The 24,579-nt window shown below is 66.4% G+C and carries 23 protein-coding genes; 17 read left to right on the top strand and 6 right to left on the bottom strand.

Annotation, left to right across the window (positions count from 1 at the left end; genetic code table 11):
* Genes ACQ5BL_RS09965 through ACQ5BL_RS09955 form a run of 3 tightly spaced genes read right to left on the bottom strand, consistent with a single transcriptional unit; the run spans window position 1 to window position 2,926 of the window.
* Complete coding sequence (locus ACQ5BL_RS09965; RefSeq protein WP_243808706.1) at window positions 1-1,482, bottom strand: aldehyde dehydrogenase; 1,482 nt, start codon at window positions 1,480-1,482, stop codon at window positions 1-3.
* Window positions 1,479-2,312, bottom strand: a complete 834-nt coding sequence (locus tag ACQ5BL_RS09960) for an alpha/beta fold hydrolase (RefSeq protein WP_243808707.1) — start codon at window positions 2,310-2,312, stop codon at window positions 1,479-1,481. The genes ACQ5BL_RS09965 and ACQ5BL_RS09960 overlap by 4 nt, the downstream gene beginning before the upstream one ends.
* Before the next feature lie 23 nt (window positions 2,313-2,335).
* Window positions 2,336-2,926: an amino acid synthesis family protein gene (locus ACQ5BL_RS09955; protein ID WP_243808708.1), complete on the bottom strand. Its 591-nt coding sequence runs from the start codon at window positions 2,924-2,926 to the stop codon at window positions 2,336-2,338.
* A 266-nt stretch (window positions 2,927-3,192) separates the two neighbouring features.
* Here ACQ5BL_RS09955 and ACQ5BL_RS09950 point away from each other — a divergent pair, with 266 nt between their 5' ends.
* Entirely contained in the window at window positions 3,193-3,477 is a 285-nt protein-coding gene (locus ACQ5BL_RS09950) for a hypothetical protein (protein ID WP_243808709.1), read from the top strand.
* Window positions 3,478-4,134: 657 nt separating this feature from the next.
* On the opposite strand, the gene ACQ5BL_RS09945 is transcribed toward ACQ5BL_RS09950, so the two are convergent.
* The 3 genes from ACQ5BL_RS09945 to ACQ5BL_RS09935 form a co-directional block, all read right to left on the bottom strand.
* Window positions 4,135-4,527 (bottom strand): hypothetical protein, encoded by a 393-nt coding sequence (locus ACQ5BL_RS09945; protein ID WP_207888007.1) that lies wholly within the window; start codon window positions 4,525-4,527, stop codon window positions 4,135-4,137.
* Window positions 4,528-4,590: 63 nt separating this feature from the next.
* Window positions 4,591-6,201: a methyl-accepting chemotaxis protein gene (locus tag ACQ5BL_RS09940; protein WP_243434858.1), complete on the bottom strand. Its 1,611-nt coding sequence runs from the start codon at window positions 6,199-6,201 to the stop codon at window positions 4,591-4,593.
* A gap of 171 nt (window positions 6,202-6,372) precedes the next feature.
* Window positions 6,373-6,810: a YqaA family protein gene (locus ACQ5BL_RS09935; RefSeq protein ID WP_243808710.1), complete on the bottom strand. Its 438-nt coding sequence runs from the start codon at window positions 6,808-6,810 to the stop codon at window positions 6,373-6,375.
* Window positions 6,811-7,024: 214 nt separating this feature from the next.
* Between ACQ5BL_RS09935 and ACQ5BL_RS09930 the strand changes: the two genes are divergently transcribed.
* The 16 genes from ACQ5BL_RS09930 to ACQ5BL_RS09855 all read left to right on the top strand — a co-directional run bounded on the left by ACQ5BL_RS09930 (window position 7,025) and on the right by ACQ5BL_RS09855 (window position 24,137).
* On the top strand, window positions 7,025-8,644 hold the full coding sequence (locus ACQ5BL_RS09930) for a methyl-accepting chemotaxis protein (RefSeq protein ID WP_243808711.1): 1,620 nt from the start codon (window positions 7,025-7,027) through the stop codon (window positions 8,642-8,644).
* Window positions 8,619-9,128, top strand: a complete 510-nt coding sequence (locus tag ACQ5BL_RS09925; RefSeq protein ID WP_207888003.1) for a chemotaxis protein CheW — start codon at window positions 8,619-8,621, stop codon at window positions 9,126-9,128. The genes ACQ5BL_RS09930 and ACQ5BL_RS09925 overlap by 26 nt, the downstream gene beginning before the upstream one ends.
* A complete protein-coding gene (locus tag ACQ5BL_RS09920; protein ID WP_243808712.1) occupies window positions 9,125-10,378 on the top strand; it encodes a CheR family methyltransferase in 1,254 nt (417 codons plus the stop codon). The genes ACQ5BL_RS09925 and ACQ5BL_RS09920 overlap by 4 nt, the downstream gene beginning before the upstream one ends.
* Window positions 10,371-11,057, top strand: coding sequence for a chemotaxis protein CheW (locus tag ACQ5BL_RS09915; protein ID WP_207888001.1), 687 nt, complete (start codon window positions 10,371-10,373; stop codon window positions 11,055-11,057). Before ACQ5BL_RS09920 ends, ACQ5BL_RS09915 begins: the two co-directional genes overlap by 8 nt.
* Window positions 11,054-13,330, top strand: coding sequence for a hybrid sensor histidine kinase/response regulator (locus tag ACQ5BL_RS09910; RefSeq protein ID WP_243808713.1), 2,277 nt, complete (start codon window positions 11,054-11,056; stop codon window positions 13,328-13,330). The genes ACQ5BL_RS09915 and ACQ5BL_RS09910 overlap by 4 nt, the downstream gene beginning before the upstream one ends.
* A 178-nt stretch (window positions 13,331-13,508) precedes the next feature.
* Window positions 13,509-14,516, top strand: coding sequence for a chemotaxis response regulator protein-glutamate methylesterase (locus ACQ5BL_RS09905; protein ID WP_243808714.1), 1,008 nt, complete (start codon window positions 13,509-13,511; stop codon window positions 14,514-14,516).
* An 8-nt stretch (window positions 14,517-14,524) separates the two neighbouring features.
* Window positions 14,525-15,535 carry a response regulator gene (locus ACQ5BL_RS09900; RefSeq protein ID WP_243808715.1) on the top strand — a complete coding sequence of 337 codons (1,011 nt, stop codon included), beginning with the start codon at window positions 14,525-14,527 and terminating at the stop codon, window positions 15,533-15,535.
* 120 nt (window positions 15,536-15,655) lie between these two features.
* Window positions 15,656-16,751, top strand: a protein-coding gene (gene prfB / locus ACQ5BL_RS09895; RefSeq protein ID WP_207885486.1) for a peptide chain release factor 2 whose coding sequence is annotated in 2 segments (ribosomal slippage) — window positions 15,656-15,727 and window positions 15,729-16,751 — 1,095 coding nt in all. Because the reading frame shifts where the segments join, the coding sequence is not laid out codon by codon here.
* An 81-nt stretch (window positions 16,752-16,832) separates the two neighbouring features.
* On the top strand, window positions 16,833-18,338 hold the full coding sequence (lysS, locus tag ACQ5BL_RS09890; protein WP_243808716.1) for a lysine--tRNA ligase: 1,506 nt from the start codon (window positions 16,833-16,835) through the stop codon (window positions 18,336-18,338).
* A gap of 529 nt (window positions 18,339-18,867) precedes the next feature.
* Window positions 18,868-19,584, top strand: a complete 717-nt coding sequence (locus tag ACQ5BL_RS09885; protein WP_207885484.1) for a TetR family transcriptional regulator — start codon at window positions 18,868-18,870, stop codon at window positions 19,582-19,584.
* 105 nt (window positions 19,585-19,689) lie between these two features.
* On the top strand, window positions 19,690-20,253 hold the full coding sequence (locus ACQ5BL_RS09880; protein WP_243808717.1) for a hypothetical protein: 564 nt from the start codon (window positions 19,690-19,692) through the stop codon (window positions 20,251-20,253).
* Window positions 20,250-21,554: a flavohemoglobin expression-modulating QEGLA motif protein gene (locus ACQ5BL_RS09875; RefSeq protein ID WP_207885482.1), complete on the top strand. Its 1,305-nt coding sequence runs from the start codon at window positions 20,250-20,252 to the stop codon at window positions 21,552-21,554. Before ACQ5BL_RS09880 ends, ACQ5BL_RS09875 begins: the two co-directional genes overlap by 4 nt.
* A 47-nt stretch (window positions 21,555-21,601) precedes the next feature.
* Window positions 21,602-22,348, top strand: a complete 747-nt coding sequence (locus tag ACQ5BL_RS09870) for a TIGR00266 family protein (protein ID WP_243808718.1) — start codon at window positions 21,602-21,604, stop codon at window positions 22,346-22,348.
* Window positions 22,345-23,268: an alpha/beta hydrolase gene (locus tag ACQ5BL_RS09865; RefSeq protein ID WP_243808719.1), complete on the top strand. Its 924-nt coding sequence runs from the start codon at window positions 22,345-22,347 to the stop codon at window positions 23,266-23,268. Before ACQ5BL_RS09870 ends, ACQ5BL_RS09865 begins: the two co-directional genes overlap by 4 nt.
* Entirely contained in the window at window positions 23,265-23,588 is a 324-nt protein-coding gene (locus tag ACQ5BL_RS09860; protein WP_207885479.1) for a hypothetical protein, read from the top strand. The genes ACQ5BL_RS09865 and ACQ5BL_RS09860 overlap by 4 nt, the downstream gene beginning before the upstream one ends.
* A 39-nt stretch (window positions 23,589-23,627) precedes the next feature.
* Entirely contained in the window at window positions 23,628-24,137 is a 510-nt protein-coding gene (locus ACQ5BL_RS09855) for an O-acetyl-ADP-ribose deacetylase (RefSeq protein WP_243808720.1), read from the top strand.
* Window positions 24,138-24,579: the final 442 nt, after the last annotated feature.

Raw genomic sequence — 24,579 nt, 5'->3', positions numbered from 1 at the left:
TCAACGCATCACGAACGGGTCGGGCATGGGCGCCTGCGAGAGATTGATCCACACCGTCTTCAGCTCGGTGTAGGCCAGCACCGAATCGATGCCGCTCTCGCGGCCATAGCCGCTGTTGTGGAAGCCGCCGATCGGCGCCATGGCGGACACCGCGCGGTAGGTGTTGACCCAGATGATCCCGCTGCGCACGCCACGGGCCATGCGGTGGGCGCGGCCCAGGTCGCGGGTCCAGATGCCGGCGGCGAGGCCGAACTGGGAGTCGTTGGCCATGGCCAGCGCTTCGGCTTCGTCCTTGAAACGAATGACCGAGGCCACAGGGCCGAAGACTTCTTCCTGCATGATCTTCATCGAGTTGCTGTCGCACTCGAACAGGGTCGGCTCGTAGAACCAGCCCTCGGAGTCGATCACCGGGCGCTTGCCGCCCAGGCGCAGACGGGCGCCTTCGGCCAGGGCGTCGGCGACCAGGCCTTCGACCACGGCGAGCTGCTGCGCGGTGGCCATGGGGCCCATCTCGCTCTGCTCGTCCTGCGGGTTGCCGATGCGAATGCGCTGGGCGCGCTCCACCAAGCGGGCGACGAACTCGTCGTAGATCTCGTCCTGCACCAGCAGACGCGAGCCGGCCACGCAGCTCTGTCCGGAGGCGGCATAGATGCCGGCCACGGCGCCGTTGATGGCGCTGTCCAGGTCGGCGTCGGCGAAGATGATGTTGGGCGACTTGCCGCCCAGTTCCAGCGACAGCTTGGCGAAGTTCTCCGCGCTGCTGCGCACCACGTGGCGCGCGGTAGCGGCGCCGCCGGTGAAGGCGATCTTGCGCACCAGCGGGTGGCGGGTCAGCGCAGCGCCCGTGCTCGGGCCGAAGCCGGTGACCACGTTGACCACGCCGGCCGGGAAGCCGGCCTCGGTGGCCAGGCGGGCGAGTTCGAGGATGGTCGCCGAAGCGTGTTCGGAGGGCTTGAGCACGATGGTGTTGCCGGCGGCCAGGGCCGGGGCCAGCTTGATCGCGGTCAGGTACAGCGGGCTGTTCCAGGGGATGATCCCGGCGACCACGCCCAGCGGCTCGTGCACGGTATAGGCGAACAGGTCCGGCTTATCCAGCGGCAGGGTGCCCCCTTCGAGCTTGTCGGCCAGGCCTGCGGTGTAGTGGAAGAACTCCGGCAGGTAGCCGACCTGGCCGCGGGTCTCGCGGATCAGCTTGCCGTTGTCGCGGCTTTCCAGCTGCGCCAGGTGTTCCTTGTTCTCGGCAATCAGGTCGCCCAGGCGGCGCAGCAGCTTGCCGCGAGCGGTGGCGGTGAGGCCACGCCAGGCCGGGTCGTCGAAGGCGCGCTGGGCGGCCTGCACGGCGCGCTCGACGTCGGCTTCATCGGCATCGGGCAATTCGGCCCAGGGCTTGGCCAGGGCGGGGTTCAGGCTCTCGAAGGTCTTGCCGGAAAGGGCATCGATCCATTGGCCATCGATGAACATCTGGAAGCGTGCGAGGGTCATGCGACATTCCCCTGTACGTGATTCTTGGAAACCTGCGCCTGTTGCAGGAAGTCGAGCAGCATCTGGTTGACCAGCCGCGGCGACTCCACTGGCATCATGTGGCGCTGTTCTTCGAGCACCGTCACCTTGGCGCCCGGAATGCGTTCGGCCAGTTCGATGGCCATCTTCGGCGTCGAGCCGGGGTCCAGCTCGCCGGTGGCGACAAGGGTCGGCACGTGGATGCTGCCCAGGTCGTCCGCGCGGTACATGTCCTGCGTGGCGAACAGCGTGTAAGTGGTCAGATAGCCCTGTGGATCGTTGCTGGCAAGGGTCTGGCGGATCGCGGCGATCTGTGCCGGATTGGCCGCCTGGTACTCGCGGCTGAACCAGCGCGAGAGGGCGGCCTCGGCGTTGGCGTCCGGGCCGTGTTCGGCGGCCTGGCGGGTCCGCTCGATCACCCCGGCGCGCTGTTCGGCGCTGCGGTTGAACACGCTGTTGAGTATCACCAGGCCTTCCAGGCGCTCGGGGTAGTGCAGGGCGAAGGCCCGCGCCACCAGACCGCCCATGGAGAAACCGATGACCGTCGCGCGGGATACGCCGAGGTGGTCGAGCAGCTCGCGCAGCTGGTCGGCATAGCCGACCAGCCCACAGTCCGGCTGCGGACGCTGACTCGCGCCATGACCAAGCATGTCGTAGGCAATGACCTGGAACTGCGGCGCCAGGCCGACGATCTGGCCGCCCCACATTTCCTTGTTCAGGCCGACGCCGTGGATCAGTACCACGGGGTGGCCCTGGCCGGTCGCCAGGTAACTGGTGCCGGCCGGTGTGCGTTCAGCGGTGAGCCGAATCATGGAGCGCTCCTGCACGGTGTGGATCACTGAGCCTGTTCGGCAGCCAGCTCTTCCAGGTCGATGTAACGGTTGCCGATGCGCGGGTGCAGACGGCCACCGTCGGCGGCGCCCAGTACCACCACGATCTCGTCGGCGCGCGGGGCGTCTTCGATCTGCATTTCCAGGGTGATGTAGTGCGAGCGCAGGCCTTCGTCGTCCTTGTGCATCATCGGGATCTGGATCGAGGTGCCCGGACCGCCGCGCTTGTTGGTGAAGCTCAGGTAGCTCTTGGCGTCCACCGCCTTGCGGTAGTGGTTGCCGAAACGCAGGGTGTGGATGACGGCGGAGGCGTGTTCGATCTCGCCATCGGCGCCGACCACGGCGGCCTTGCCGTAGGCCTGGATCTTGTCAGCGCCACCGATGGCGGCGGTCAGGCGCTCGACCATCAGCGCGCCGAGGTCGGAGCAGTTGGCCTTGATCTCGGGCTTGAGGTCTTCGACGAAGCCGCGACCGGCCCACGGGTTCTTGATCACCACGGCCAGGCCGACCATGGTCACCGGGGTATCTGTGGCCTTGCCGGCTTCGATGTAGGTCTGCTCGCTGTAGGTGACGATCTTGCGAATCTCGAAACTCATGGGTCGCTCCAGTTGTGACTTCGGCTGGGTTGGGGAAGGGATTCGGTATCATGGTATACCATAATACAGTTTGCGCAAGACTTGATTGCCCTGGGACGAAAGAGTCCACAGCCAGTGTTGGCGGGCGATTCGCACCGACGGGGGAGCAGCAGGCGACAAGCGGTAGGCGCGGAAAACCGGCGTTTCGGTGCCATGGTGTGGCGCGGTATCCTTGGCGCCACTTCCCGGTGCGCATGGCGCCGGAGCCTTCTGGAGAGCCTTCGAGCATGAAACAGGAAATCGCCACCGTGACCGTCAGCGCCGAGCACTGGGGCCGCGAAGCCGAAGCGGTGGACAACGCCCGCGTCACCATCAGCCTCAGCGCGCCGGAGGAGGGGGTGATCGAGCTGCGCTTCAAGGGTCAGTTGGATGCGCCGGATGAGCCGACCCATGTCTGCGTGACGCTGGAGAATGGGCTGTCCTATTACGGCGAGATCCAGGGTGGCGAGGCGAACGAGGAGGGTGGGTCGATTCTGTTCGAAGGGGAGTTGATCGATCTGGAAGGGTTCTGAATTCGTAATTTTCCTGTAGGAGCGGGCCATGCCTGCGATCGCGCGCATGGCGCGCTCCGACAGACTGACTCCGCGGTCTCCGCTCCCGTAGGAGCGGACTCTGTCCGCGATGCTCTTCTGGGTTTGGTGTTTCTGCGCCGCTTCGGTGTGTGTTGAGAGATTTTGTTTCGCCCCCTCGGGCGAGTCCCTTTTGGGGCCCAAAAGGAACCAAAAGGCCTTGCCCCTGCATCCGGTTTTTCGCTTAGGCGAAAAATACCCTCGCTCCATCGAAGTTTCAGGGGCACGAACTAGGCGTCCCCCCGTCGAAGGGCCATCCCTGGCCCATCGCGGCTCTCGCGGCATCCATGCCGCTCAACCCCTGAAACTCCGATTCCACTCGGCCTCCTGAAGGGGCGCTCGGAGTGCGCGGAGATTTCTCTGGAAGTCCTCAGAGCAAAGCCGGAGCAATGGGAGGAACACCCGTAGGAGCGGTCCTTGTCCGCGATGCTCCTGTGAATGGCATCGCGGCTGACTCGGTGCTCCATGTAAACGCCGGCGTCATGCGCCCGCGTAGGAGCGGACTCCGTCCGCGATGCTCTCCCGAGCTCGAGACCGACAAAGCGCCCCAATAAAAAACCGGCCACTTGGGCCGGTTTTTTCACTCTCTGTGAATAACCCTCACTGCCGCGGGATCATCCCCTCGATGCGCTTGGCGAACGCATTGGCCAGGTCGCCGTCGGCGAGCAGCAGCAGGTAGTCGTGGTCCGACTTGGCCGCCGGAGCGATGCGGTATTTCAGGGTGCCGGACGCCACCTGCCCGACCACCGGTACCGACAGCGTGCCGACGCATTCCAGCACGCCGCTGTCCGGGTCCTTCTCGAGGATCGCCACGTCCTTCAGTTCGGCCTTCTCCAGCGCGTCGGCCTGGCTGGACAGTGAGCCGCTGAGGAAGATCTTCACCAGCTGGTTCTTCACGTCATCCGACCCGCAGACCTTGGCCTGGTTGCTGCCACCGCAGGCGCTCAACAGCGCAGCGGCAGCCAGTACGGCCGACAATTTCAGTACGTTCATCTATCCACCCCGTGGCGTTCCATGATGGCCATTGGATACGTCAGCGTAGGAAAAATTCCCTGGTCAGACGACAAATCTTGCCACCATGCCGTTCAGGTCCACGGCCAGGCGCGACAGCTCCTGGCTCGCTGCGCTGGTCTGGGTGGCGCCGGCGGAGGTCTGGGTGGCCAGGTCGCGGATCGCCAGCAGGTTGCGGTCCACCTCACGGGCGACCTGGGCCTGCTCCTCGGTGGCGCTGGCGATCACCAGGTTGCGCTCGTTGATCTGCGACATGCGCTCCAGGATCACTTCCAGCGAGGCGCTGGCCTCGCCGGTGCGGGCAACGGTGCGCTCGGCGTGGGCACTGCTGCTGAGCAGGGCGGCCACGGTCTGGTCGCTGCCGGTCTGGATCGCCGAGACCAGCTCCTCGATCTCGCGGGTGGAGCTCTGGGTGCGTTGCGCCAGCGAGCGGACTTCGTCGGCGACCACCGCAAAACCGCGCCCGGCCTCGCCGGCTCGCGCCGCTTCGATGGCGGCATTGAGCGCCAGCAGGTTGGTCTGCTCGGCGACGCTGCGGATCACTTCCAGCACCTTGCCGATGTCCTGTGCCTGGTTGGCCAGTGCCTCGGCCCGCTGCGAGGCGCTGCCGACCTCGCCGGCCAGGGCGCCGATGGAGTCGGAGGTTTCGGACACCCGGCCCTGCCCCGAACGGGCGGCCTCGATGGCTTCGCGGGAGGCGGCGGAGGTCGAGGCGGCATTGTTGGCCACTTCCTCGACGGCGCTGGTCATCTGGTTGACGGCGGTGGCGGCCATCTCGATCTGGTCGCTCTGCTGCTGCAGGGCGCGGTTGCTCTGCTCCATCACGCTGCTCATTTCCTCCGCGGCGGATGCGAGCTGGCTGGCGGAGTTGCCGATGCCGCGAATGGTCTCGCGCAACTGCCCCTGCATGTCGGCGAGCGCATTGAGCAGCTGCGCCGGCTCGTCGCGGCCGACGACGCTGAAGCGCTGGCTGAGGTCGCCGCCGGCAATGGTCTGCGCCACCCGTACTGCCTGCGCAATCGGGACCACGATGCTGCGGGTGAGCTGCCACGCCAGCACCACGGTCAGCAGGATGCTGGCGATCAGCACGCCGGCTACCACCAGACGGCTGTTCTGGTACTGCGCCACCGCGCGTTCGGTGGCCGCTGTGGCGCCGTGGCGGTTGAAATCGATGAGCGCGGTCAGGCGCTGGTTGAGTTCCTTGCCCTGCCGGGCGATGTTGCCATTGAGCACCTGCAGCGCGCCTTCGCGGTCATTCTGGCGGACTTTCTCCAGCATCTGGTCGACGTGGCCGAGGTAGGCATCCAGGGCGCGGTTCAATTCGTCGGCGTGCTGCTGCTCCTCCGCGCTGAGGATCAGGTGGGCGTAATCGCGCAGGACGTTCTCCTTGTCGCGCCGGGCGTCGGCGATCAGGTCAAGGCTGCGCTGGCGAATGGTGGCGTCATCGTTGACCAGCAGGCGCATCGACTCCAGGCGGATACGCGCGATGTCGTTGGACAGCTGGGTCATGTGGTTGAGGCTCAGCAGCCAGTTGCTGTCGATCTCTTCCGAGGCGGCGCGCAGGGTGGAAAGCTTGAGCAGCGAGAATGCGCCGAGGAACACCAGCAACACGCCCATGATGGCAAAGCCCAGCGAGGCGCGACGACCAATACTCATGCTTCTGTACATAGCGACTTCCCTTTCTGTCATTCGATGTCGACGGCCTGTTGTGCCGATTGGCACAAAATAATGGCGTAGTGACATTATTGACGCCTTTTTTTAGGGCGGAAGCACAACAAGACGAACGGACAGAAAATCGCTGAGCCCATGTGGGGCGGGCGTTTCAGCTCAACTCAGCGTCAGCCAGGCCAGCACGGCATAGCGGCCGACCTTGGCCAGCGTCACCAGCAGCAGGAAGCGCCAGAGCGGTTCGCGCATCACCCCGGCGATCAGCGTCAGCGGATCACCGATCACGGGTGCCCAGCTCAGTAGCAGCGACCAGCAGCCAAGGTGCCGGTAGCGCGCCTGGGCTTTCTCCAGCGCCTGACGGCTGACCGGGAACCAGCGCTTGTCATGCCAGCGCTCGATGCCGCGTCCCAGCACCCAGTTGACCAGGGAGCCGAGCACGTTGCCTACGCTTGCGGCCAGCAGCAGCGACCAGAGCGGGTACTGCCCGCCGAGCAGCAGGCCGACCAGCACGGCTTCCGACTGCAGGGGGAGCAGGGTGGCGGCGCCAAAGGCTGAAAGGAACAGGCCGGCATGGGCGGCCAGGGCGAGGGACAGCATGGGGGACGTTCGACGACCTTCCGTGGCGGGAAAGAGTACGTGGGAAATTTGGAATAAATGTGCTGGAAATTCGGAATAAAGAGATGAGCTTTTAGCGTCTCCAGATAATATATGTCCTATCTTGCTGAGGAATTAGTAGGAATTTGCATTTGCGAGCCTAAGCTCTTTCGAGTGCACTTCCGTCAGCATGTCTCGAACATCTCTGGGGAACGCTGTGAAGAACTGGACTCTACGCCAACGCATCCTGGCCAGCTTTGCTGTCGTCATCGCGATCATGCTGTTGATGGTGGTGATCTCCTATATCCGCCTGCTGGACATCGAGGAAAGCACCGAGCGCGTCAGCCACGACGCCATGCCGGGCACCTACGCCCTGACCACCGTGCGCTCGGCCTGGACCGACAGCATCCTGATGGTGCACATGCTGGTCGGCATGGGCGAGGACAAGCCGCTCGACGCGACGGACCGCCAGGCGTTCAACGCCAACCATGATGTGCTGTTCGATCGCATCGCCAAATACGAAGCGACCATCCACGAGGCGCGCGACCGGCAGATGACGGACCGCTTCAAGCAGCAGGCGCAGGTCTACGAAGAGGTGCTGGCGCAGGTGCTGGACCAGTACACCAAGAACAGCGCCGCGGCACGCCAGATGGTGGTGGACAAGCTGGACCCGGCCTGGGAAGCCGGCCGCCGGACGCTCAATGACCTGATCGACCTGAACAAGCAGATCGCCGATGCGGCGGCTGCCGACATCGTCGTCGAAGTGCATCGGGCCAAGATCATCATGCTGGTGTCGATGCTGCTGGCTCTCGTGGTGGCAGGAATCTGCGGGTTGCTGCTGATGCGCGCCATTACCGAGCCGGTGCGCCAGGTGGTGCGCGGGCTGGGTTCGATGGGCGGCGGCGACCTCACCACCCGCCTCGCGCTGGAGCGCAACGACGAGTTCGGTGTGATCGAAACCGGTTTCAACGGCATGGCCGAGGAACTCAAGTCGCTGGTGTCCCAGGCCCAGCGCTCGGCCATCCAGGTCACCACCTCGGTGACCGAGATCGCCGCCACCTCCAAGCAGCAGCAGGCCACCGCCACCGAGACCGCCGCGACCACCACCGAGATCGGCGCCACCTCGCGGGAAATCGCCGCCACCTCGCGCGACCTGGTGCGCACCATGACCGAGGTGTCCTCGGCCGCCGAACAGACTTCCACCCTGGCCGGGTCCGGCCAGCTGGGCCTGGCGCGCATGGAGGAAACCATGCACCACGTGATGGGCGCCGCCGAGCTGGTCAACGCGAAGCTGGCGATCCTCAACGAGCGCGCCGGCAACATCAACCAGGTGGTCACCACCATCGTCAAGGTGGCCGACCAGACCAACCTGCTCTCGCTCAACGCCGCCATCGAGGCGGAGAAGGCTGGCGAGTACGGCCGTGGTTTCGCCGTGGTGGCGACCGAGGTGCGCCGCCTGGCCGACCAGACCGCCGTGGCCACCTACGACATCGAGCAGATGGTGCGCGAGATCCAGTCCGCGGTGTCCGCCGGCGTGATGGGCATGGACAAGTTCTCCGAGGAAGTGCGGCGCGGCATCGCCGAGGTCGGCCAGGTCGGCGAGCAGCTCTCGCAGATCATCCAGCAGGTGCAGGCGCTGGCGCCGCGCGTGCAGATGGTCAACGAGGGCATGCAGGCCCAGGCCACCGGCGCCGAGCAGATCAACCAGGCGCTGGTGCAACTGGGCGAGGCCACCGGGCAGACCGTGGAATCGCTGCGCCAGGCCAGCTTTGCCATCGACGAACTGAACCTGGTAGCCAACGGACTGCGCAATGGCGTCTCCCGTTTCAAGGTCTGACTCGGCGCAGGCGGGCAGGCTCTACCTGCAGTTCCGCCTGGGTGCGGACCGCTATGCGCTGGACGTGCACGATGTCATCGAAGTGCTGCCGTTGCCGGTGCTCAAGCGCGTTCCCGAAGCGCCGGCCTGGGTCGCCGGGCTCTACGTCAATCGCGGCGAGCCGCTGCCGGTGATCGACCTCAGCCAGCTCGCCTTCGGCCACAGCGCCCCCCGGCGCACCAGCACGCGTCTGGTGCTGGTGCGTTATCGGGCGGACGAACAGGCTGGCGAGCAGCACCTGGGGCTGATCCTGGAGCAGGCCACCCATACCCTGCGCCGTGATCCGGCCGCCTTCCATGACTATGAACTGGACAACGGCAGCGCCCGCTACCTCGGCCCGGTGCTGGAGGACGAACAGGGGCTGTTGCAGCGCGTGCGTGTCGACCAGTTGCTGACCGCTGAGGCGCGCGAGCGCCTGTTGCGTGACGCGGAGCGCGCGGTATGACCGATCCGCGCATCGCCCAGCTGCTCAAGGAGCGCATCGGTCTGGACACCGAGTCCGTTGGCGAGGCGGTGATCGGCCGCGCGGTGCGACAGCGCAGCAGCAAGGTTGCCGGAGGCGATGTCGGGCTTTACTGGGAGCACCTGCAGGCGTCCGCCGAAGAGGTGCAGGCGCTGATCGAGGCGGTGGTCGTTCCGGAAACCTGGTTCTTCCGCTATCCGGAGTCGTTCGCCGCGCTGGCCCAGCTGGCCGGGCGCAGGGCCCTTGCGCTGGCCGGTGCGCGTCCCTTGCGCCTGCTCAGCCTGCCGTGCTCGACGGGCGAGGAGCCCTATTCGATTGTCATGGCGCTGCTGGATGCCGGGCTGGCGCCATCGACCTTCCAGGTCGACGCGCTGGACGTCAGCCGCGCCGTGATCGAGCGTGCCGAGGCCGGCCGTTACGGGCGCAATTCCTTCCGTGGCGACAACCTGGGATTTCGTGATCGCCATTTCACCGGCGTGGACGGCGACTACCAGATCAGCGCGGCGGTGCGGGCCAAGGTGCAGTTCCGTGTGGGCAACCTGCTGGCGCCCGCGCTGCTGGCCGATGAGGCACCCTATGACTATGTGTTCTGCCGCAACCTGCTGATCTATTTCGACCGCGACACCCAGGAGCAGGTAGTGGGCGTGCTGCGCCGCCTGGCGCGCGAGGACGGGGTATTGTTCATCGGCCCGGCCGAAGCCAGCCTGCTGTCCCGCCAGGGGTTGCGTCCGCTGGGTGTGGCGCAGTCCTTTGCGTTTCCGCTGGAGTGCAAGACGCCAGAGCCTGCGGCGCAGCCAACTTTCGTGGCGCCGTCGCCCAGGCAGCCCAGGACACCGCCCAAGCCCGGCGTTGCTCCGGCTCGCTCGAGCATTCCGAAGCCGCACACCCCAGTGACACAGGCCGCGTCACGTCCCGCGCCGGCCGACACCGGTCTGGCGGAAATCGCCCGGCTGGCCAATGCCGGCCAGACCGCCGAGGCGCGAAAACAGTGCGAAGCGCTGCTTGCCGCGCAGGGGCCCACGGTCGAGGCCTTCTACTGGCTGGGGCTGCTCAGCGACGCCCAGGGCCAGGGTGCGCAGGCGCAGGGTTACTACCGCAAGGCGCTGTACCTGCAACCCGATCATCAGGAAAGCCTCCTGCATCTGGCCGCGCTGCTTGCCGCCCAGGGCGACGTGGAGGGAGCCCGGCGCCTGCAGGATCGCGCCGCGCGAGGAGTGAAGCGCGATGCCTGAGCACGACTACCAACTGCAACTGGATGCCCGCGCCGAACCGGTGGACGACTGCTGGAACCGCATCGGCGTGCGCGGCGACAAGTCCTGCCCGCGCCTGGTCGAACACATCCACTGCCGCAACTGCCCGGTCTATGCGGCCGCGGCGATCCGCCTGCTGGACCGCTATTCGCTGGGCGACGAGTCCGCCATGCGGGCGCCGGAAGCCGACGAGGCAGCGCCCGCGGACGGGCGTGCCTACCTGATCTTCCGCCTCGGCGATGAATGGCTGGGGCTGCCGACCCGCGCCCTGTCGGAGGTCGCCTCCGAGTCGGCGGTGCACTCGCTGCCGCACCAGCGCTCGCCGGCCCTGCTGGGCGTGGCGAACGTGCGCGGCACGCTGGTGGCCTGCATCTCGCTGGGCGAGCTGCTTGGTCTCGACCGGCGCGCGGTCCCGACCGAAGGCCGGCGCGTGGTGCCGCGCATGCTGATCCTGGCGGCTGCCAGTGGTCCAGTGTTGTCGCCAGTGGATGAGGTGGACGGCATCCATGACCTGGACAGCGCTGCCGTGGTCGCCGCTTCCGGGCAGTCGCTGGCGGCCAACGATCGTTTCACCCATGGCGTGTTGCAGTGGAGCGGACGCAGCGTCCGCCTGCTCGACCCAGAGGCGTTGCTGGAAGCCGCCACCCGGAGCCTCGCATGACGCCGGACCAGATGAAGGACGCCTCGATGCTGGAGCTGTTCCGCCTGGAAGCGGAGGCCCAGACGCAGGTACTCAGCCAGGGCCTGCTGGCGCTGGAGCGCAATCCGACCCAGGCCGACCAGCTGGAAGCCTGCATGCGTGCCGCCCATTCGCTCAAGGGCGCGGCGCGGATCGTCGGGCTGGATGCCGGCGTGCAGGTCGCCCACGTGATGGAAGACTGCCTGGTCGGCGCCCAGGAAGGCCGCCTGCTGCTGGCGCCGGAGCACATCGATGCACTGCTGGCGGGCACCGATATCCTGCTGCACATCGCCGACGCCGAGCCCGAGCGTGCCGAACAGGCGCAGCAGGCGGTCCCGGCCATGGTGGAGCGCCTGCAGGCGCTGGTGAGCGGGGAGACGCCGGTCCGTGCCGCCCCGCCCGTGGCCGCACCCACGCCCGCGCCTGTGCCCGCTCCGCTGGAAGCGCCGCCGGCCGAGCCCGAGGTCGCTGCCGAGCCGGCGCCACGCCGCCGTTCCAGCGACAGTGACGACGCTGGCGAGCGGGTCCTGCGGGTCACCGCCGAACGCCTCAACCAGTTGCTCGACTATTCCAGCAAGGCGCTGGTGGAATCCCAGCGCCTGAAACCGCTGCTCGACTCGCTGCAGCGCCTGAAGCGTGTGCAGGCCAGCGCCAGCCGTGTGCTCGATGGCGCCCGCGACGCCATCCGCGGCGACGCTGTCGATCCCGAGACGCACGCCTACCTGGCCGACGCGCGGCGGCTGGTCGGCGAGTGCCAGCAACTGCTCAGCGAACAAATCGCCGAGCTCGACGAATTCAGCTTCAAGGCCGGCCAGCGCGCCCAGTCGCTCTACGACACCGCGCTGGCCTGCCGCATGCGCCCCTTCTCCGACGTGCTCAGCGGGCAGACCCGGATGGTCCGCGACCTCGGCCGTTCGCTGGGCAAGAGTGTGCGCCTGGACATGCACGGCGTGTCGACCCAGGTCGACCGCGAGGTGCTGGAGAAGCTCGAGGCGCCGCTCACCCATCTGCTGCGCAACGCCATCGACCATGGCATCGAGTCCCCCGAGGTGCGCCGCCTGGCCGGCAAGCCGGAAGAGGGGACCATCCAGCTGCTGGCCCGGCACCACGCCGGCATGCTGGTGCTGGAGCTGCATGACGACGGTGCCGGTGTCGACCTGGACCGCCTGCGCAGCGCCATTGTCCGCCGCCAGCTCTCCACCGAGGAAACCGTGGCGCGGCTGACCGAGGACGAGCTGCTGACCTTCCTGTTCCTGCCCGGCTTCAGCATGCGCGAGCAGGTCACCGAGGTCTCCGGCCGTGGGGTCGGCCTGGACGCCGTGCAGCATATGGTGCGCCAGCTGCGCGGTGGCATCCGCATGGAGCAGGTGAGCGGGCAGGGCGCGCGTTTCCACCTGGAAGTGCCGCTGACCCTCTCCGTGGTGCGCAGCCTGGTGGTGACCATCGGCGGCGAGGCCTACGCCTTCCCGCTGGCGCACATCGAGCGCATGCGCCGCCTGGCGCCGGACGAGATCGTCCAGCTCGAAGGCCGCCAGCAGTTCTGGCACGAGGGCCGGCATCTCGGCCTGGTCGCGGCCAGCCAGCTGCTGCAGCGCCCCGAGGGGAGCGCCAGTGACGAGGAGATTGCGGTGGTGGTGATCCGCGAGCGCGACATGGCCTACGGCGTGGCGGTGGAGCGCTTCATCGGCGAGCGGACCCTGGTGGTACTGCCGCTCGACCCGCGCCTGGGCAAGGTGCAGGACGTTTCCGCCGGCGCGCTGCTGGACGACGGCACGCCAGTGCTGATCCTCGATGTCGAGGACATGCTGCGCTCGGTGGAGAAGCTGCTGGCCACCGGCCGCCTGGAGCGCATCGATCCCAGCGGCCGCCTCTCCGGCGCCTCGCGCAAGCGCGTGCTGGTGGTGGACGACTCGCTCACCGTGCGTGAGCTGGAGCGCAAGCTGCTGCTGGGGCGCGGCTACGACGTCGCGGTGGCGGTGGATGGCATGGACGGCTGGAACGCGCTGCGCTCGGAACACTTCGACCTGGTCATTACCGACATCGACATGCCGCGCATGGACGGCATCGAGCTGGTGACCCTGATTCGCCGCGACACCCGCCTGCAGTCGCTGCCGGTGATGGTAGTGTCCTACAAGGACCGCGAAGAAGACCGGCGGCGTGGGCTTGATGCCGGCGCCGACTATTATCTGGCCAAGGCCAGCTTCCACGACGAGGCCCTGCTGGATGCGGTGGTCGACCTGATCGGAGCAGCGTAGGGTCGGCTCCCGTTTCGGCGCGGCCGCGACGGAGCCGCATTTTGCGCAGAGCAAGGCGCGAGGAGAGTGGTTTGGTTATTCCCAATGAACGACGAGTAACGCGGGACTGCGCAAAATGCGGCCCGTCCCTTCGGGCTGCGGCAACGCGGCTCGCGCCGAAACGGGAGCCGACCCTAAGATGCGGATAGGGATCGTCAACGACATGCCCCTGGCGGTGGAGGCGATGCGCCGCGCGCTGGCCTTCGAGCCGGCGCACCGGGTCATCTGGGTCGCCGCCAACGGCGCGGAAGCCATCGAGATGTGCGCCGTGCAGAAACCCGACGTGGTGCTCATGGACCTGCTGATGCCGGTGATGGACGGCGTCGAGGCCACCCGCCGGATCATGGCGCAGAGCCCCTGCGCGATCATCGTGGTCACCGTCGACCTGGAAAAGAACATGACCCGCGTGTTCGATGCCATGGGCCACGGCGCGGTGGATGCGGTGAATACCCCGACCATGGGCACCGGCGACGCCTACGAAGCGGCCCGCCCGCTGCTGCGCAAGCTGCAGAACCTCGCCTGGCTCAACGCACCGCATGCTGAGCGCCCGACCAGCACCATCGAACCGCTGCGCAAGGGCGGCGGTGCACGCAAGCTGGTGGCCATCGGCTCCTCCGCCGGAGGGCCGGCGGCGCTGGCCGAACTGTTCAGCCAGTTGCCGGCGAGCTTTTCCGCCGCCGTGGTCGTGGTGCAGCACGTCGACGAGGTGTTCGCCGCCGGCATGGCCGACTGGCTCGCGACCCAGGCGAGCATCCCGGTGCGCCTGGCGCGCCAGGGCGAGCCGCCGCAGCCCGGTTGCGTGCTGCTGGCCGGCACCAATCACCATATCCGTCTGCTTGGCAACGGCGAGCTGGCCTACACCGCCGAGCCGAGCAGCCACATCTACCGTCCGTCCATCGATGTGTTCTTCGACAGCGTGGTGGAGAACTGGAGCGGCGACGCCATCGGCGTGCTGCTCACCGGCATGGGCCGCGACGGTGCCGAAGGGCTCAAGCACATGCGCGAGCGTGGCTTCCTCACCCTGGCCCAGGATCAGGGCAGCAGTGCCGTCTATGGCATGCCGAAGGCCGCAGCGGCAATCGGCGCCGCCGTAGAGATACGTGCGCTGGGCGACATCGCCCGGCGTCTCTCCGAGGTCTGCACCTAGGAGCTTTCATGAACCCGACACAGAGTACCTACCCCGTGACCACTCCAGGCGATTCCGCCGTGATGGTGCTGTTGGTGGACGACCAGCCGATGATCGGCGAGGCCGTGCGCCGTGCGCTGGCGGACGACCCCAACATCGACTTCCACTTCTGCGCCGACCCGCAGCAGGCCATCGCCCTGGCGATCCAGATCAAGCCGACGGTGATTCTCCAGGACCTGGTGATGCCCGGCGCCGACGGCCTGGCACTGGTGCGCGACTACCGGAACAACGTGGCGACCCGCGACATCCCGATCATCGTGCTGTCGACCAAGGAGGAGCCGTCGGTGAAGAGTGCGGCGTTCTCCGCCGGCGCCAACGACTATCTGGTCAAGCTGCCCGACTCCATCGAGCTGGTGGCGCGCATCCGCTACCACTCGCGCTCGTACCTGGCGCTGCAGCAGCGCGACGAGGCCTACCGCGCCCTGCGCGAAAGCCAGCAGCAGCTGCTGGAAACCAACCTGGTGCTGCAGCGGCTGATGAACTCCGACGGCCTCACCGGACTGTCCAACCGCCGCCATTTCGACGAGTACCTGGAAATGGAATGGCGCCGCGCGCAGCGCGAGCAGACCCAGTTGTCGATCCTGCTGATCGATGTGGACCACTTCAAGATCTACAACGACACCTTCGGCCACGTGCAGGGCGATGAGGCGCTGCGCCAGGTGGCGGGGGCGATCCGCGCCACCTGCAGCCGCCCATCGGACCTGCCGGCGCGCTACGGCGGCGAGGAGTTCGTCCTGGTACTTCCGGGCACCTCGCCGGGGGGCGCGCGCCTGCTGGCGGAAAAGCTCCGGCGCTCGGTGCAGGACCTGGGGATCGCCCACGAACTGCCATATCCCGGCGCACCGCTGACCATCAGCATCGGCGTGGCCACCGTGACGCCGGCGTCCGGCCAGCCGTATCGCCAGCTGATCGAGATGGCCGACGAGGCGCTCTACAACGCCAAGCACGGCGGCCGCAACCAGGTCGGGATCGCGGGCTGAGGCACGTCCGAGGGGCGGGAAAACGACGGCGGTGCTTTGTCGTAAAGCCTGAAAGGCTTGCGAAAAATCACGTATACTTGCCGGCTTTTCTACGCCCTTTACCCGTGAGAGATGCCCGCCATGGAAATCCAACCGATCCTCAACAGCATCAAGGACCTCTCCGACCGTACCCAGTCCATTCGGGGGTATCTTTGACTACGATCTGAAACATGATCGTCTGATCGAAGTAAACCGCGAGCTGGAAGACCCGGCGGTCTGGAACAAGCCCGAATACGCCCAGAACCTGGGCCGCGAGCGCGCCATGCTGGCGCAGATCGTCGAGACCCTCGACGAGCTCACCGGCGGTCTGGCCGACTCCCGCGATCTGCTCGAGATGGCGGTCGAGGAGAACGACGAAGGCGCCGTCAGCGACGTCGAGAGCGAAGTCCAGCGCCTGCGCGAAATCCTCGAGAAGCTCGAGTTCCGCCGCATGTTCAGTGGCGAGATGGACCCGAACAACGCCTACCTGGATATCCAGGCCGGCTCCGGCGGCACCGAAGCCCAGGACTGGGCCAATATCCTGCTGCGCATGTACCTGCGCTGGGCCGACAAGCGCGGCTTCGACGCCACCATCATCGAACTGTCCGAGGGTGAAGTCGCCGGCATCAAGGGCGCCACCGTGCATATCAAGGGCGAGTACGCCTTCGGCTGGCTGCGCACCGAGATCGGCGTGCACCGCCTGGTGCGCAAGAGCCCGTTCGACTCCGGCGCCCGTCGCCACACCTCGTTCTCGGCGGTGTTCGTGTCCCCCGAGATCGACGACAGGGTCGAGATCGAGATCAACCCGGCCGACCTGCGCATCGACACCTACCGCTCCTCCGGTGCCGGCGGTCAGCACGTGAACACCACCGACTCGGCGGTGCGTATCACCCACGTGCCGACCAATACCGTGGTGGCGTGCCAGAACGAGCGCTCCCAGCACGCCAACAAGGACACCGCCATGAAGATGCTGCGGGCCAAGTTGTACGAGCTGGAGATGATGAAGCGCAACGCCGCCGCGCAGGCGCTGGAAGAGAGCAAGTCCGATATCGGCTGGGGTCACCAGATCCGTTCCTACGTGCTCGATGACTCGCGCATCAAGGATCTGCGGACCGGCGTCGAGCGTAGCGACTGCCAGAAGGTTCTCGACGGCGACCTCGACGAGTACCTCGAAGCCAGCCTGAAACAGGGCCTCTGATCCGCACCCGCAAGGGCGGGCCGGGCGGCCCGCTCCTGCCAGTAACCCATTTGATTAAGACGCCAGGCAGATAGAACGACCATGAGCGACCAACAACTCGACCCGACCGAACTGCAACAGGAAGAAAACAAGCTGATCGCCCAGCGCAAGGAAAAGCTTGCCGCCGTGCGTGAGGCCAAGGCCATCGCCTTCCCCAACGACTTCCGCCGCGAGAACTACTTCGCGGACCTGCAGAAACAGTACGAAACCGCGACCAAGGAAGAGCTCGAAGCAGCCGCCATCCCGGTCAAGGTCGCCGGTCGCATCATGCTCAACCGCGGCTCGTTCATCGTCCTGCAGGACAGCAGCGGCCGCCTGCAGGCCTATGTGAACCGCAAGACCCTGCCCGAAGAGACCCTGGCCGAGATCAAGACCTGGGACCTGGGCGACATCATCGGCGCCGAAGGCACCCTGGCCCGTTCCGGCAAGGGCGACCTGTACGTCGAGATGACCAGCGTGCGCCTGCTGACCAAGTCCCTGCGCCCGCTGCCGGACAAGCACCACGGCCTGACCGACACCGAGCAGCGCTACCGCCAGCGCTACGTCGATCTGATCGTCAACGAGGAAACCCGCCACACCTTCCGCGTGCGTTCCCAGGTCATCGCCCACATCCGTCGCTTCCTGTCCGAGCGGGGTTTCCTCGAAGTGGAAACCCCGATGCTGCAGACCATCCCCGGCGGCGCGGCGGCCAAGCCCTTCGAAACCCACCACAACGCGCTGGACATGGCCATGTTCCTGCGTATCGCCCCGGAGCTGTACCTCAAGCGCCTGGTGGTCGGTGGCTTCGAGAAGGTCTTCGAGATCAACCGCAACTTCCGTAACGAAGGCGTCTCGACCCGGCACAACCCCGAGTTCACCATGCTCGAGTTCTACCAGGCCTACGCCGACTACGAAGACAACATGGACCTGACCGAGGAGCTGTTCCGCGAGCTGGCCCAGGCCGTGCTCGGCAGCACCGACGTGCCCTATGGCGACAAGGTCTTCCACTTCGGCGAGCCGTTCGCCCGCCTGTCCGTGTTCGATGCCATCCTCAAGTACAACCCGGAGATCACCGCGGCTGACCTGAACGACCTCGAGAAAGCCCGCGCCATCGCCAAGAAGGCCGGCGCCAAGGTCCTCGGCCACGAAGGGCTGGGCAAGCTGCAGGTGATGATTTTCGAAGAGCTGGTCGAGCACAAGCTGGAGCAGCCGCACTTCATCACCCAGTACCCGTTCGAAGTGTCCCCGCTGGCGCGCCGCAACGACAACGACCCGAGCGTCACCGACCGCTTCGAGCTGTTCATCGGTGGCCGCGAGATCGCCAACGCCTACTCCGAGCTCAACGACGCCGAAGACCAGGCCGAGCGCTTCATGCTGCAGGTCAAGGAGAAGGACGCCGGTGACGACGAGGCGATGCACTACGACGCCGACTTCGTCAACGCGCTCGAATACGGCATGCCGCCCACCGCCGGCGAAGGCATCGGCATCGACCGCCTGGTGATGCTGCTGACCAACTCGCCGTCGATCCGCGACGTCATCCTGTTCCCGCACATGCGCCCGCAGGCGTAAGCGCAGGACTCAGGGAAAGAGGCCGCCTTCGGGCGGCCTTTTTCGTTCTTGCGCCGCAGCGTAACCGAGCTGTAGGAGCAACTGTCTTTGGATGAACCCGTGCCTGTGCTTCCCCCTCACCCCAGCCCTCTCCCTCTGGGAGAGGGGTAGGGTGAGGGTCGATACGGGCGCAGGAGTATCTGGTAGGAGCGGACCCTGTCCGCGAAATCCATCGAGGCGGACTGCGTGCCGACCGGTGAACGCCTTGGCCTCGTGCCCGCTTCCTCCGGGTGTTCATCCTTCAACGCCGCAATGGCTGTGGGACTTCGCGGACAAGGTCCGCTCCTACGGTCTCCGGCGCCCATCCGACGAGTTGAAGTGGCCCGGACGCCCTGTAGCACGTCATACACCCCAAGCCGGACTTCCCGCCGCCCGCCATGCCATGCCAGCCCTGTGCTGTCGTAATAAAGCAAGCGCGGAGCGGCGATTGATTCCCCGTCGAAAAGCCCGAACAATGCGCCATCAGGCCGCGCCGCCGGAGGTAATGCCAGTGACCCAAGTGTCCCCGCGAGACAGCGCCGCGCAAGTCGCCAGCGCCATCGCAGAAAGTGTTCAGTACCAGGGCCGCAAGGCCAGCCGCCAGGGCAGCGAGCAGCGCCGCCAGGCGATCCTCGACGCCGCCCTGCGGATCATAGTGCGTGATGGCGTCCGCGCCGTGCGCCATCGCGCCGTGGCCGCCGAGGCCGGTGTGCCGCTCTCGGCCACCACCTACTACTTCAAGGACATCCAGGACCTCATCACCGACACCTTCGCACTCTTCGTCGAACGCAGCGCCGAAGCGCTCTCGGCCTTCTGGGCCAGCGTCGAGGGTGACCTGCAGGCGATGGCCGCAAGCCTTGGCCAGGACGACCCCAAGGCGCGCCGCGCGCTGACCGACAATATCGTCGAGCTGGCGATCCAGTACGTGCAGGTGCAACTGAACCAGCGCCGCGAGCACTTGCTGGCCGAGCAGGCATTCCGCCAGGAGGCACTGCTCAACCCGAGCCTGGTGGAGCTGGCGCAACGTCACCGGCGCATCCTCTCCCTGGGCGTCGTGCATTTCTTCGAAGTGCTCGGTTCCAGGCAGCCGGAGCAGGACGCCAAGGTGTTGACGGCCATCATCCTGCAGATGGAGTATCAGGGCCTGCTGGACGGGGCCGAGCACCTGCAGATCGATGAAATGCGTGGCATCCTTAGCCGCTACCTCGACCTGGTGATGGGCCTGTAAGCGCAGCAGCATTGCAACCCCGCCGTCCGGCGGGGTTTTCGTGTCGGAACTCCCGGCCTCTTTCCGCATCGCATGTGGAGGGCGGCGGGACCTAAGGAGGGCGTGATGAAAGTCTGGCGTGCACTGCTGCTGTTGAGCATCTGCCTGCTCAGTGGCTGTCTGGTGACGTTCAAGGACCCGATTCCGGCCAACGAGGCCGCTCCGGCCCATCTGCTGGGCCAGTGGTCGCGGGTGAACGAGTACGGCGAGGAACAGTTCCTCGAGGTCACCCGTTCCGGCTCCAACGTCTATCGCGCGATCAGTTACCTCGACAGCAAGGACAACACCGACAGCGTCGAGGACTTCGGCTTCACCGTCGCCCACCACGGCAAGCGCTGGTATCTCTCCGCCGGATTGCCCAAGAGCATGGGCGGCAACTTCGCCCTGGCCGGCTTCGAGATCACCGACAAGGATGAACTGGTGATCTATAACCTGGATGTCGAACACATCCTGCAGGACATGGGCGAAGGCGCCCTGCAAGGGCAGAAGGTGGACACCGAGCAGGGCGAGGGCGCCCTGGTGACCAGCCCGCTGCCCAAGGTGATCGCCTACCTGAACGACCCGGCCAACTCGGACGTGTTCGTCGAAGCCCTGCGCTACTCGCGCGTGACTCCGGGAGAACGGCAATGACGCCGCGCCGCAAGCAGACCTCGCCCACCGAATACCAACAGATCATCCGCGGCCTGTCCGACCGCATCGTCGAGGCGCAGACGCCGATCCGCGTGCTCGACGCCATCAAGTGGGACGATGCGATCCGCGACGACTTCCTCAAGGGGCGCGGCAAGCATGCGCCCAAGGTCGACCGCAGCTACTACGACGGACGCCCGCTGGCCTTCGATGCCAGCGCCAAGAAGCAGGAATTTCAGAACATCGAGCGTGACATCACCCGCCACCTGGGGCAGTTCAACCCGGTCGGGCAGATCATGCGGCGCATGTGCAAGGAATACCGCATGGTGATCCGCATGCTCGAAGCGCGCGGCACCCAGGATTTCGGGCTGATCTCCCAGGAGCTCTACGGCTCGGCCTCCGATGCCTTCCACGCCGGAGACCCGACCCTGGCCGACCTCGGCCTGATGCTCTCCGACTACCTGAACAACATCGCCGACCGCGGCGACCTCAAGGACGAACCCAAGACGCTCACCGCCACGGAAGTGGTGGCGATGCTGCAGGAGCGCCTGAACAAGGTGTTCGACGCCGGCCAGGACACCATCCGCGTCTTCGAGTCCGACGGTATCGTCGCCGATGCGGCGGCCGGCGCCGACTACATCAAGGTGCGCGCCGACGCGCTGTTCAACGAGCGCGACGTGCGCGCGCTGGAAGTCCACGAGGGCCTGGTGCATGTCGGCACCACCCTGAACGGGCTCAACCAGCCGATCTGCACCTTCCTCGCCAAGGGCCCGCCGTCCTCCACCGTGACCCAGGAAGGGCTGGCGATCCTGATGGAGGTGATCGCCTTCGCCTCCTACCCGACGCGCCTGCGCAAGCTCACCAACCGCACCCGCGCCATCCACATGGCGGAGGAGGGCGCGGACTTCCTCGAGGTATTCCACTTCTACCGCGAGCAGGGCTACAGCATGGACAGCAGCTACCAGAACTCCAGCCGGGTGTTCCGTGGCTCGACGCCCGAGGGCCTGCCGTTCACCAAGGACCTGTCGTACCTGAAGGGCTTCATCCTGATCTACAACTACATCCAGCTCGCCGTGCGCAAGGGCAAGCTGGAGCAGATCCCGTTGCTGTTCTGCGGCAAGGCCACCCTGGAGGACATGCGTACGCTGCGCCAGTTGGTGGACGAGGGCCTGGTGGTGCCGCCCAAGTACCTGCCGCCGCAGTTCCGCGACCTCAACGCGCTGTCGGCCTGGATGTGCTTCTCCAACTTCCTCAACCACCTCAGCCTCGACCGCATCGAGGCGGACTACGCCAACATCCTCTGAACGGCGCCGCCCGCACGGATTCGCACGGGTGGCCAGGAGAGCCCGCTATGCCCAGCCATGACCTCGACTACCGCATCTTCGGCGAATCCATGCAGAGCGTGGAGATCGAGCTGGACCCCGGCGAAACGGTGATCGCCGAAGCCGGCGCGATGAACTACATGACCGGCGGCATCCACTTCGCCGCGCGCATGGGCGACGGCTCGGACACCAGCCTGCTGGGCAAGCTGTGGAGCGCCGGCAAGCGCAAGTTCAGCGGCGAGTCGGTGTTCATGACCCACTTCACCAACGAAACCCAGGTCAAGCAGCACGTGGCCTTCGCCGCGCCATATCCCGGCAGCGTGGTGCCGGTGCGCCTGGGCGAGGTGGGCGGCACGCTGATCTGCCAGAAGGACTCCTTCCTCTGCGCGGCGTATGGCACCAGGGGCGGCATCGCCTTCGCCAAGCGCCTGGGCGCCGGCTTCTTCGGTGGCGAAGGTTTCATCCTGCAGAAGCTTGAGGGCGACGGGCTGGTATTCGTTCATGCAGGCGGCACGGTGATCCGCCGCGAACTGAAGGACGAGACGCTGCGGGTGGACACCGGCTGCCTGGTGGCCTTCACCGATGACATCGACTACGACGTGCAACTGGCCGGTGGCCTGAAAAGCATGCTGTTCGGCGGCGAGGGACTGCTGCTGACCACCCTCAAGGGCACCGGTACCGTCTGGCTGCAGAGCCTGCCGTTCTCGCGGCTGGCCGAACGCATCTACGACGCCACCTACCGTGCCCGTGAAGAGGTAAGGACCAACCCCGAATGATCGCCGTGCGTCTCGCTCTCGTTGCCTGCCTGGCCCTGCTGGCCGGCTGCAGTTCCCTGCTGTTCTACCCCAGCGACGACGTCGCCATCACCCCCACTCGGGCCAAGCTGGAGTACCGCGACATCACCCTGACCACCGCCGACGGCGTGAAGCTCGCCGGCTGGTGGCTGCCGGCCAAGGCCGGCGTACCGGTCAAGGGCACCGTGCTGCAGTTGCACGGTAACGGCGGCAACATGGCCTGGCACCTGGGCGGCACCTACTGGCTACCGGAGCAGGGCTACCAGGTACTGATGGTCGACTACCGAGGCTATGGCCACTCCGAGGGCTCGCCCAGCTTGCCGGCGATCTACCAGGACATCGACGCCGCCTTCGCCTGGCTGGACAAGGCGCCGGAGGTGCAGGGCAAGCCGGTGATCCTGCTCGGCCAGAGCCTGGGCGGCGCCATGGCGGTGCATTACCTGGGCCTGCACCCTGAGCGGCAGAAGCAACTGTACGCCGTGGTGCTCGACGGCGTGCCGGCCAGCTACCGCGGCGTGGCGCGCTACACCCTGGGCAACTCCTGGCTGACCTGGCCGCTGCAGGTGCCGCTGTCCTGGGTGGTGCCCGACGGTGACAGTGCGATTCGTTCGATCCCGCGACTTTCTGGCGCACCCGTGCTGTTCTTCCACAGCATCGACGATACCATTGTGCCCCTGGACAACGGCCTGGCCCTCTACAAGGCCGCGCCGCCGCCGAAAGTCTTCCAGCTGACCCGCGGCAACCACGTGGAAACCTTCGGCGAACCGGTCTGGCGCGAAGTGATGCTGCGCTTCCTCGACGACCCGCAGCACTTCACCGGATTGCGCCGGCTGGCCGAAGTCCCGAACTCGTCAACGCCGGACCCCGTCAAGGCGGGCTCCACAGAACAAGGCAAGCCATGAACGACCGCAATCCGATCTCCTACATCCTCACCGTCATTGCCACTATCTTCGTGTCGATCGGTACGCTCTGGTACTACGGTTACCTGCACTTCGCCAAACCCGAGGATGCGCTGGAGCTGAGCCAGTTCACCATGCTCAAGAGCATCCCGGGCCAGGACACCAAGCTGTCGCTGGAGCCGGCCGACCAGCAGGCGCAGTGCATCGACGGCGTGCTGGTGATGTTCGACATGACCCAGAAGGGCCTGACCGGCGTGCTGGTCGACGGCCGCAAGCGTGCCGTACGCTGCATGGGTCAGGAGACTCCCCAGCAAGTGAAGTGATGGGGCAGCCCTGACGCCGCCGACAAGGGAGGAAGCAGCATGAGCCACCCCGAAATCCGCGTCTGGCAGGGCGACATCACCCGACTCGACCTCGACGCCATCGTCAACGCCGCCAACAGCTCGCTGCTGGGCGGCGGTGGTGTCGACGGCGCCATCCACCGGGCCGCCGGCCCGGAGCTGCTCGCCGCCTGCCGCCCGCTGGGTGGCTGCGGGACCGGCGAGGCGAAGATCACCCCCGGTTTCCGCCTGCCGGCGCGTTACGTCATCCACACCGTCGGGCCGGTCTGGCGGGGCGGCGGGCATGGCGAGCCGGAGTTGCTCGCCCAGTGCTACCGCAACAGCCTGCAATTGGCCGAGGAGAAGAACCTCGCCAGCATCGCCTTTCCGGCGATCAGCACCGGTATCTATGGTTACCCTGCCGAAGCGGCGGCGCAGATCGCCGTCGATGAATTGCGGCGCCCGCGCGGGCAGGGAAGTTCGTTGAAGGAACTGGTGCTGGTGGCGTTCTCGGGTGAGATGGCGGAGTTGTACCGGCGGCTTCTCGGCTGAGGGCTGCCATTGCCGTCACCGAGGACCTCGAACGTAGGATGGCGTGGAGCGCAGCGATACCCATCGTGGCGGATAACGCTGCGCGTTATTTGCCCTACGAAAAGCAAGAGCATCGCGGACGGAGTCCGCTCCTACGCAGGCGCAAAGCACCGGTGTTCCTCGGTGAAAATGGATTCATCCGCGAGGGATTTCGCGGACAAGGGCTAGGCGCCCCCGTCTCTCCTACGAGAGCCGCGATGGGCCAGGGATGGCCCTTCGCGGCGGGCCCCTGAAACTTCGATGGAGCGAGGGAACCCCGGCGAAGCCGGGGCCGGATGCAGGGGCAAGCCTTCTTGGTTACTTCTTCGGCGTTTGGAAGAAGTAACTCGCCCGAGGGGGCGAAACAAAATCTTCCAGCACACGCCGAAGCGACTCTGAAAACCCAAACAAGAAGCATCGCGGA

The organism is Pseudomonas sp. B1-22 (genome assembly GCF_050474425.1).
In the GTDB taxonomy this organism is placed as follows: Bacteria; Pseudomonadota; Gammaproteobacteria; order Pseudomonadales; family Pseudomonadaceae; genus Pseudomonas.
This window is presented reverse-complemented; position numbering and strand designations above follow the sequence as displayed.

What these genes read in the sequence shown, in the direction of transcription:
- ACQ5BL_RS09965 (WP_243808706.1), bottom strand. Translation starts at nt 1,482, where the DNA reads ATGACCCTCGCACGCTTCCAGATGTTCATCGATGGCCAATGGATCGAT.
- ACQ5BL_RS09960 (WP_243808707.1), bottom strand. Translation starts at nt 2,312, where the DNA reads ATGATTCGGCTCACCGCTGAACGCACACCGGCCGGCACCAGTTACCTG.
- ACQ5BL_RS09955 (WP_243808708.1), bottom strand. Translation starts at nt 2,926, where the DNA reads ATGAGTTTCGAGATTCGCAAGATCGTCACCTACAGCGAGCAGACCTAC.
- ACQ5BL_RS09950 (WP_243808709.1), top strand. Translation starts at nt 3,193, where the DNA reads ATGAAACAGGAAATCGCCACCGTGACCGTCAGCGCCGAGCACTGGGGC.
- ACQ5BL_RS09945 (WP_207888007.1), bottom strand. Translation starts at nt 4,527, where the DNA reads ATGAACGTACTGAAATTGTCGGCCGTACTGGCTGCCGCTGCGCTGTTG.
- ACQ5BL_RS09940 (WP_243434858.1), bottom strand. Translation starts at nt 6,201, where the DNA reads ATGAGTATTGGTCGTCGCGCCTCGCTGGGCTTTGCCATCATGGGCGTG.
- ACQ5BL_RS09935 (WP_243808710.1), bottom strand. Translation starts at nt 6,810, where the DNA reads ATGCTGTCCCTCGCCCTGGCCGCCCATGCCGGCCTGTTCCTTTCAGCC.
- ACQ5BL_RS09925 (WP_207888003.1), top strand. Translation starts at nt 8,619, where the DNA reads ATGGCGTCTCCCGTTTCAAGGTCTGACTCGGCGCAGGCGGGCAGGCTC.
- ACQ5BL_RS09920 (WP_243808712.1), top strand. Translation starts at nt 9,125, where the DNA reads ATGACCGATCCGCGCATCGCCCAGCTGCTCAAGGAGCGCATCGGTCTG.
- ACQ5BL_RS09915 (WP_207888001.1), top strand. Translation starts at nt 10,371, where the DNA reads ATGCCTGAGCACGACTACCAACTGCAACTGGATGCCCGCGCCGAACCG.
- ACQ5BL_RS09910 (WP_243808713.1), top strand. Translation starts at nt 11,054, where the DNA reads ATGACGCCGGACCAGATGAAGGACGCCTCGATGCTGGAGCTGTTCCGC.
- ACQ5BL_RS09905 (WP_243808714.1), top strand. Translation starts at nt 13,509, where the DNA reads ATGCGGATAGGGATCGTCAACGACATGCCCCTGGCGGTGGAGGCGATG.
- ACQ5BL_RS09900 (WP_243808715.1), top strand. Translation starts at nt 14,525, where the DNA reads ATGAACCCGACACAGAGTACCTACCCCGTGACCACTCCAGGCGATTCC.
- lysS (WP_243808716.1), top strand. Translation starts at nt 16,833, where the DNA reads ATGAGCGACCAACAACTCGACCCGACCGAACTGCAACAGGAAGAAAAC.
- ACQ5BL_RS09880 (WP_243808717.1), top strand. Translation starts at nt 19,690, where the DNA reads ATGAAAGTCTGGCGTGCACTGCTGCTGTTGAGCATCTGCCTGCTCAGT.
- ACQ5BL_RS09875 (WP_207885482.1), top strand. Translation starts at nt 20,250, where the DNA reads ATGACGCCGCGCCGCAAGCAGACCTCGCCCACCGAATACCAACAGATC.
- ACQ5BL_RS09870 (WP_243808718.1), top strand. Translation starts at nt 21,602, where the DNA reads ATGCCCAGCCATGACCTCGACTACCGCATCTTCGGCGAATCCATGCAG.
- ACQ5BL_RS09865 (WP_243808719.1), top strand. Translation starts at nt 22,345, where the DNA reads ATGATCGCCGTGCGTCTCGCTCTCGTTGCCTGCCTGGCCCTGCTGGCC.
- ACQ5BL_RS09860 (WP_207885479.1), top strand. Translation starts at nt 23,265, where the DNA reads ATGAACGACCGCAATCCGATCTCCTACATCCTCACCGTCATTGCCACT.
- ACQ5BL_RS09855 (WP_243808720.1), top strand. Translation starts at nt 23,628, where the DNA reads ATGAGCCACCCCGAAATCCGCGTCTGGCAGGGCGACATCACCCGACTC.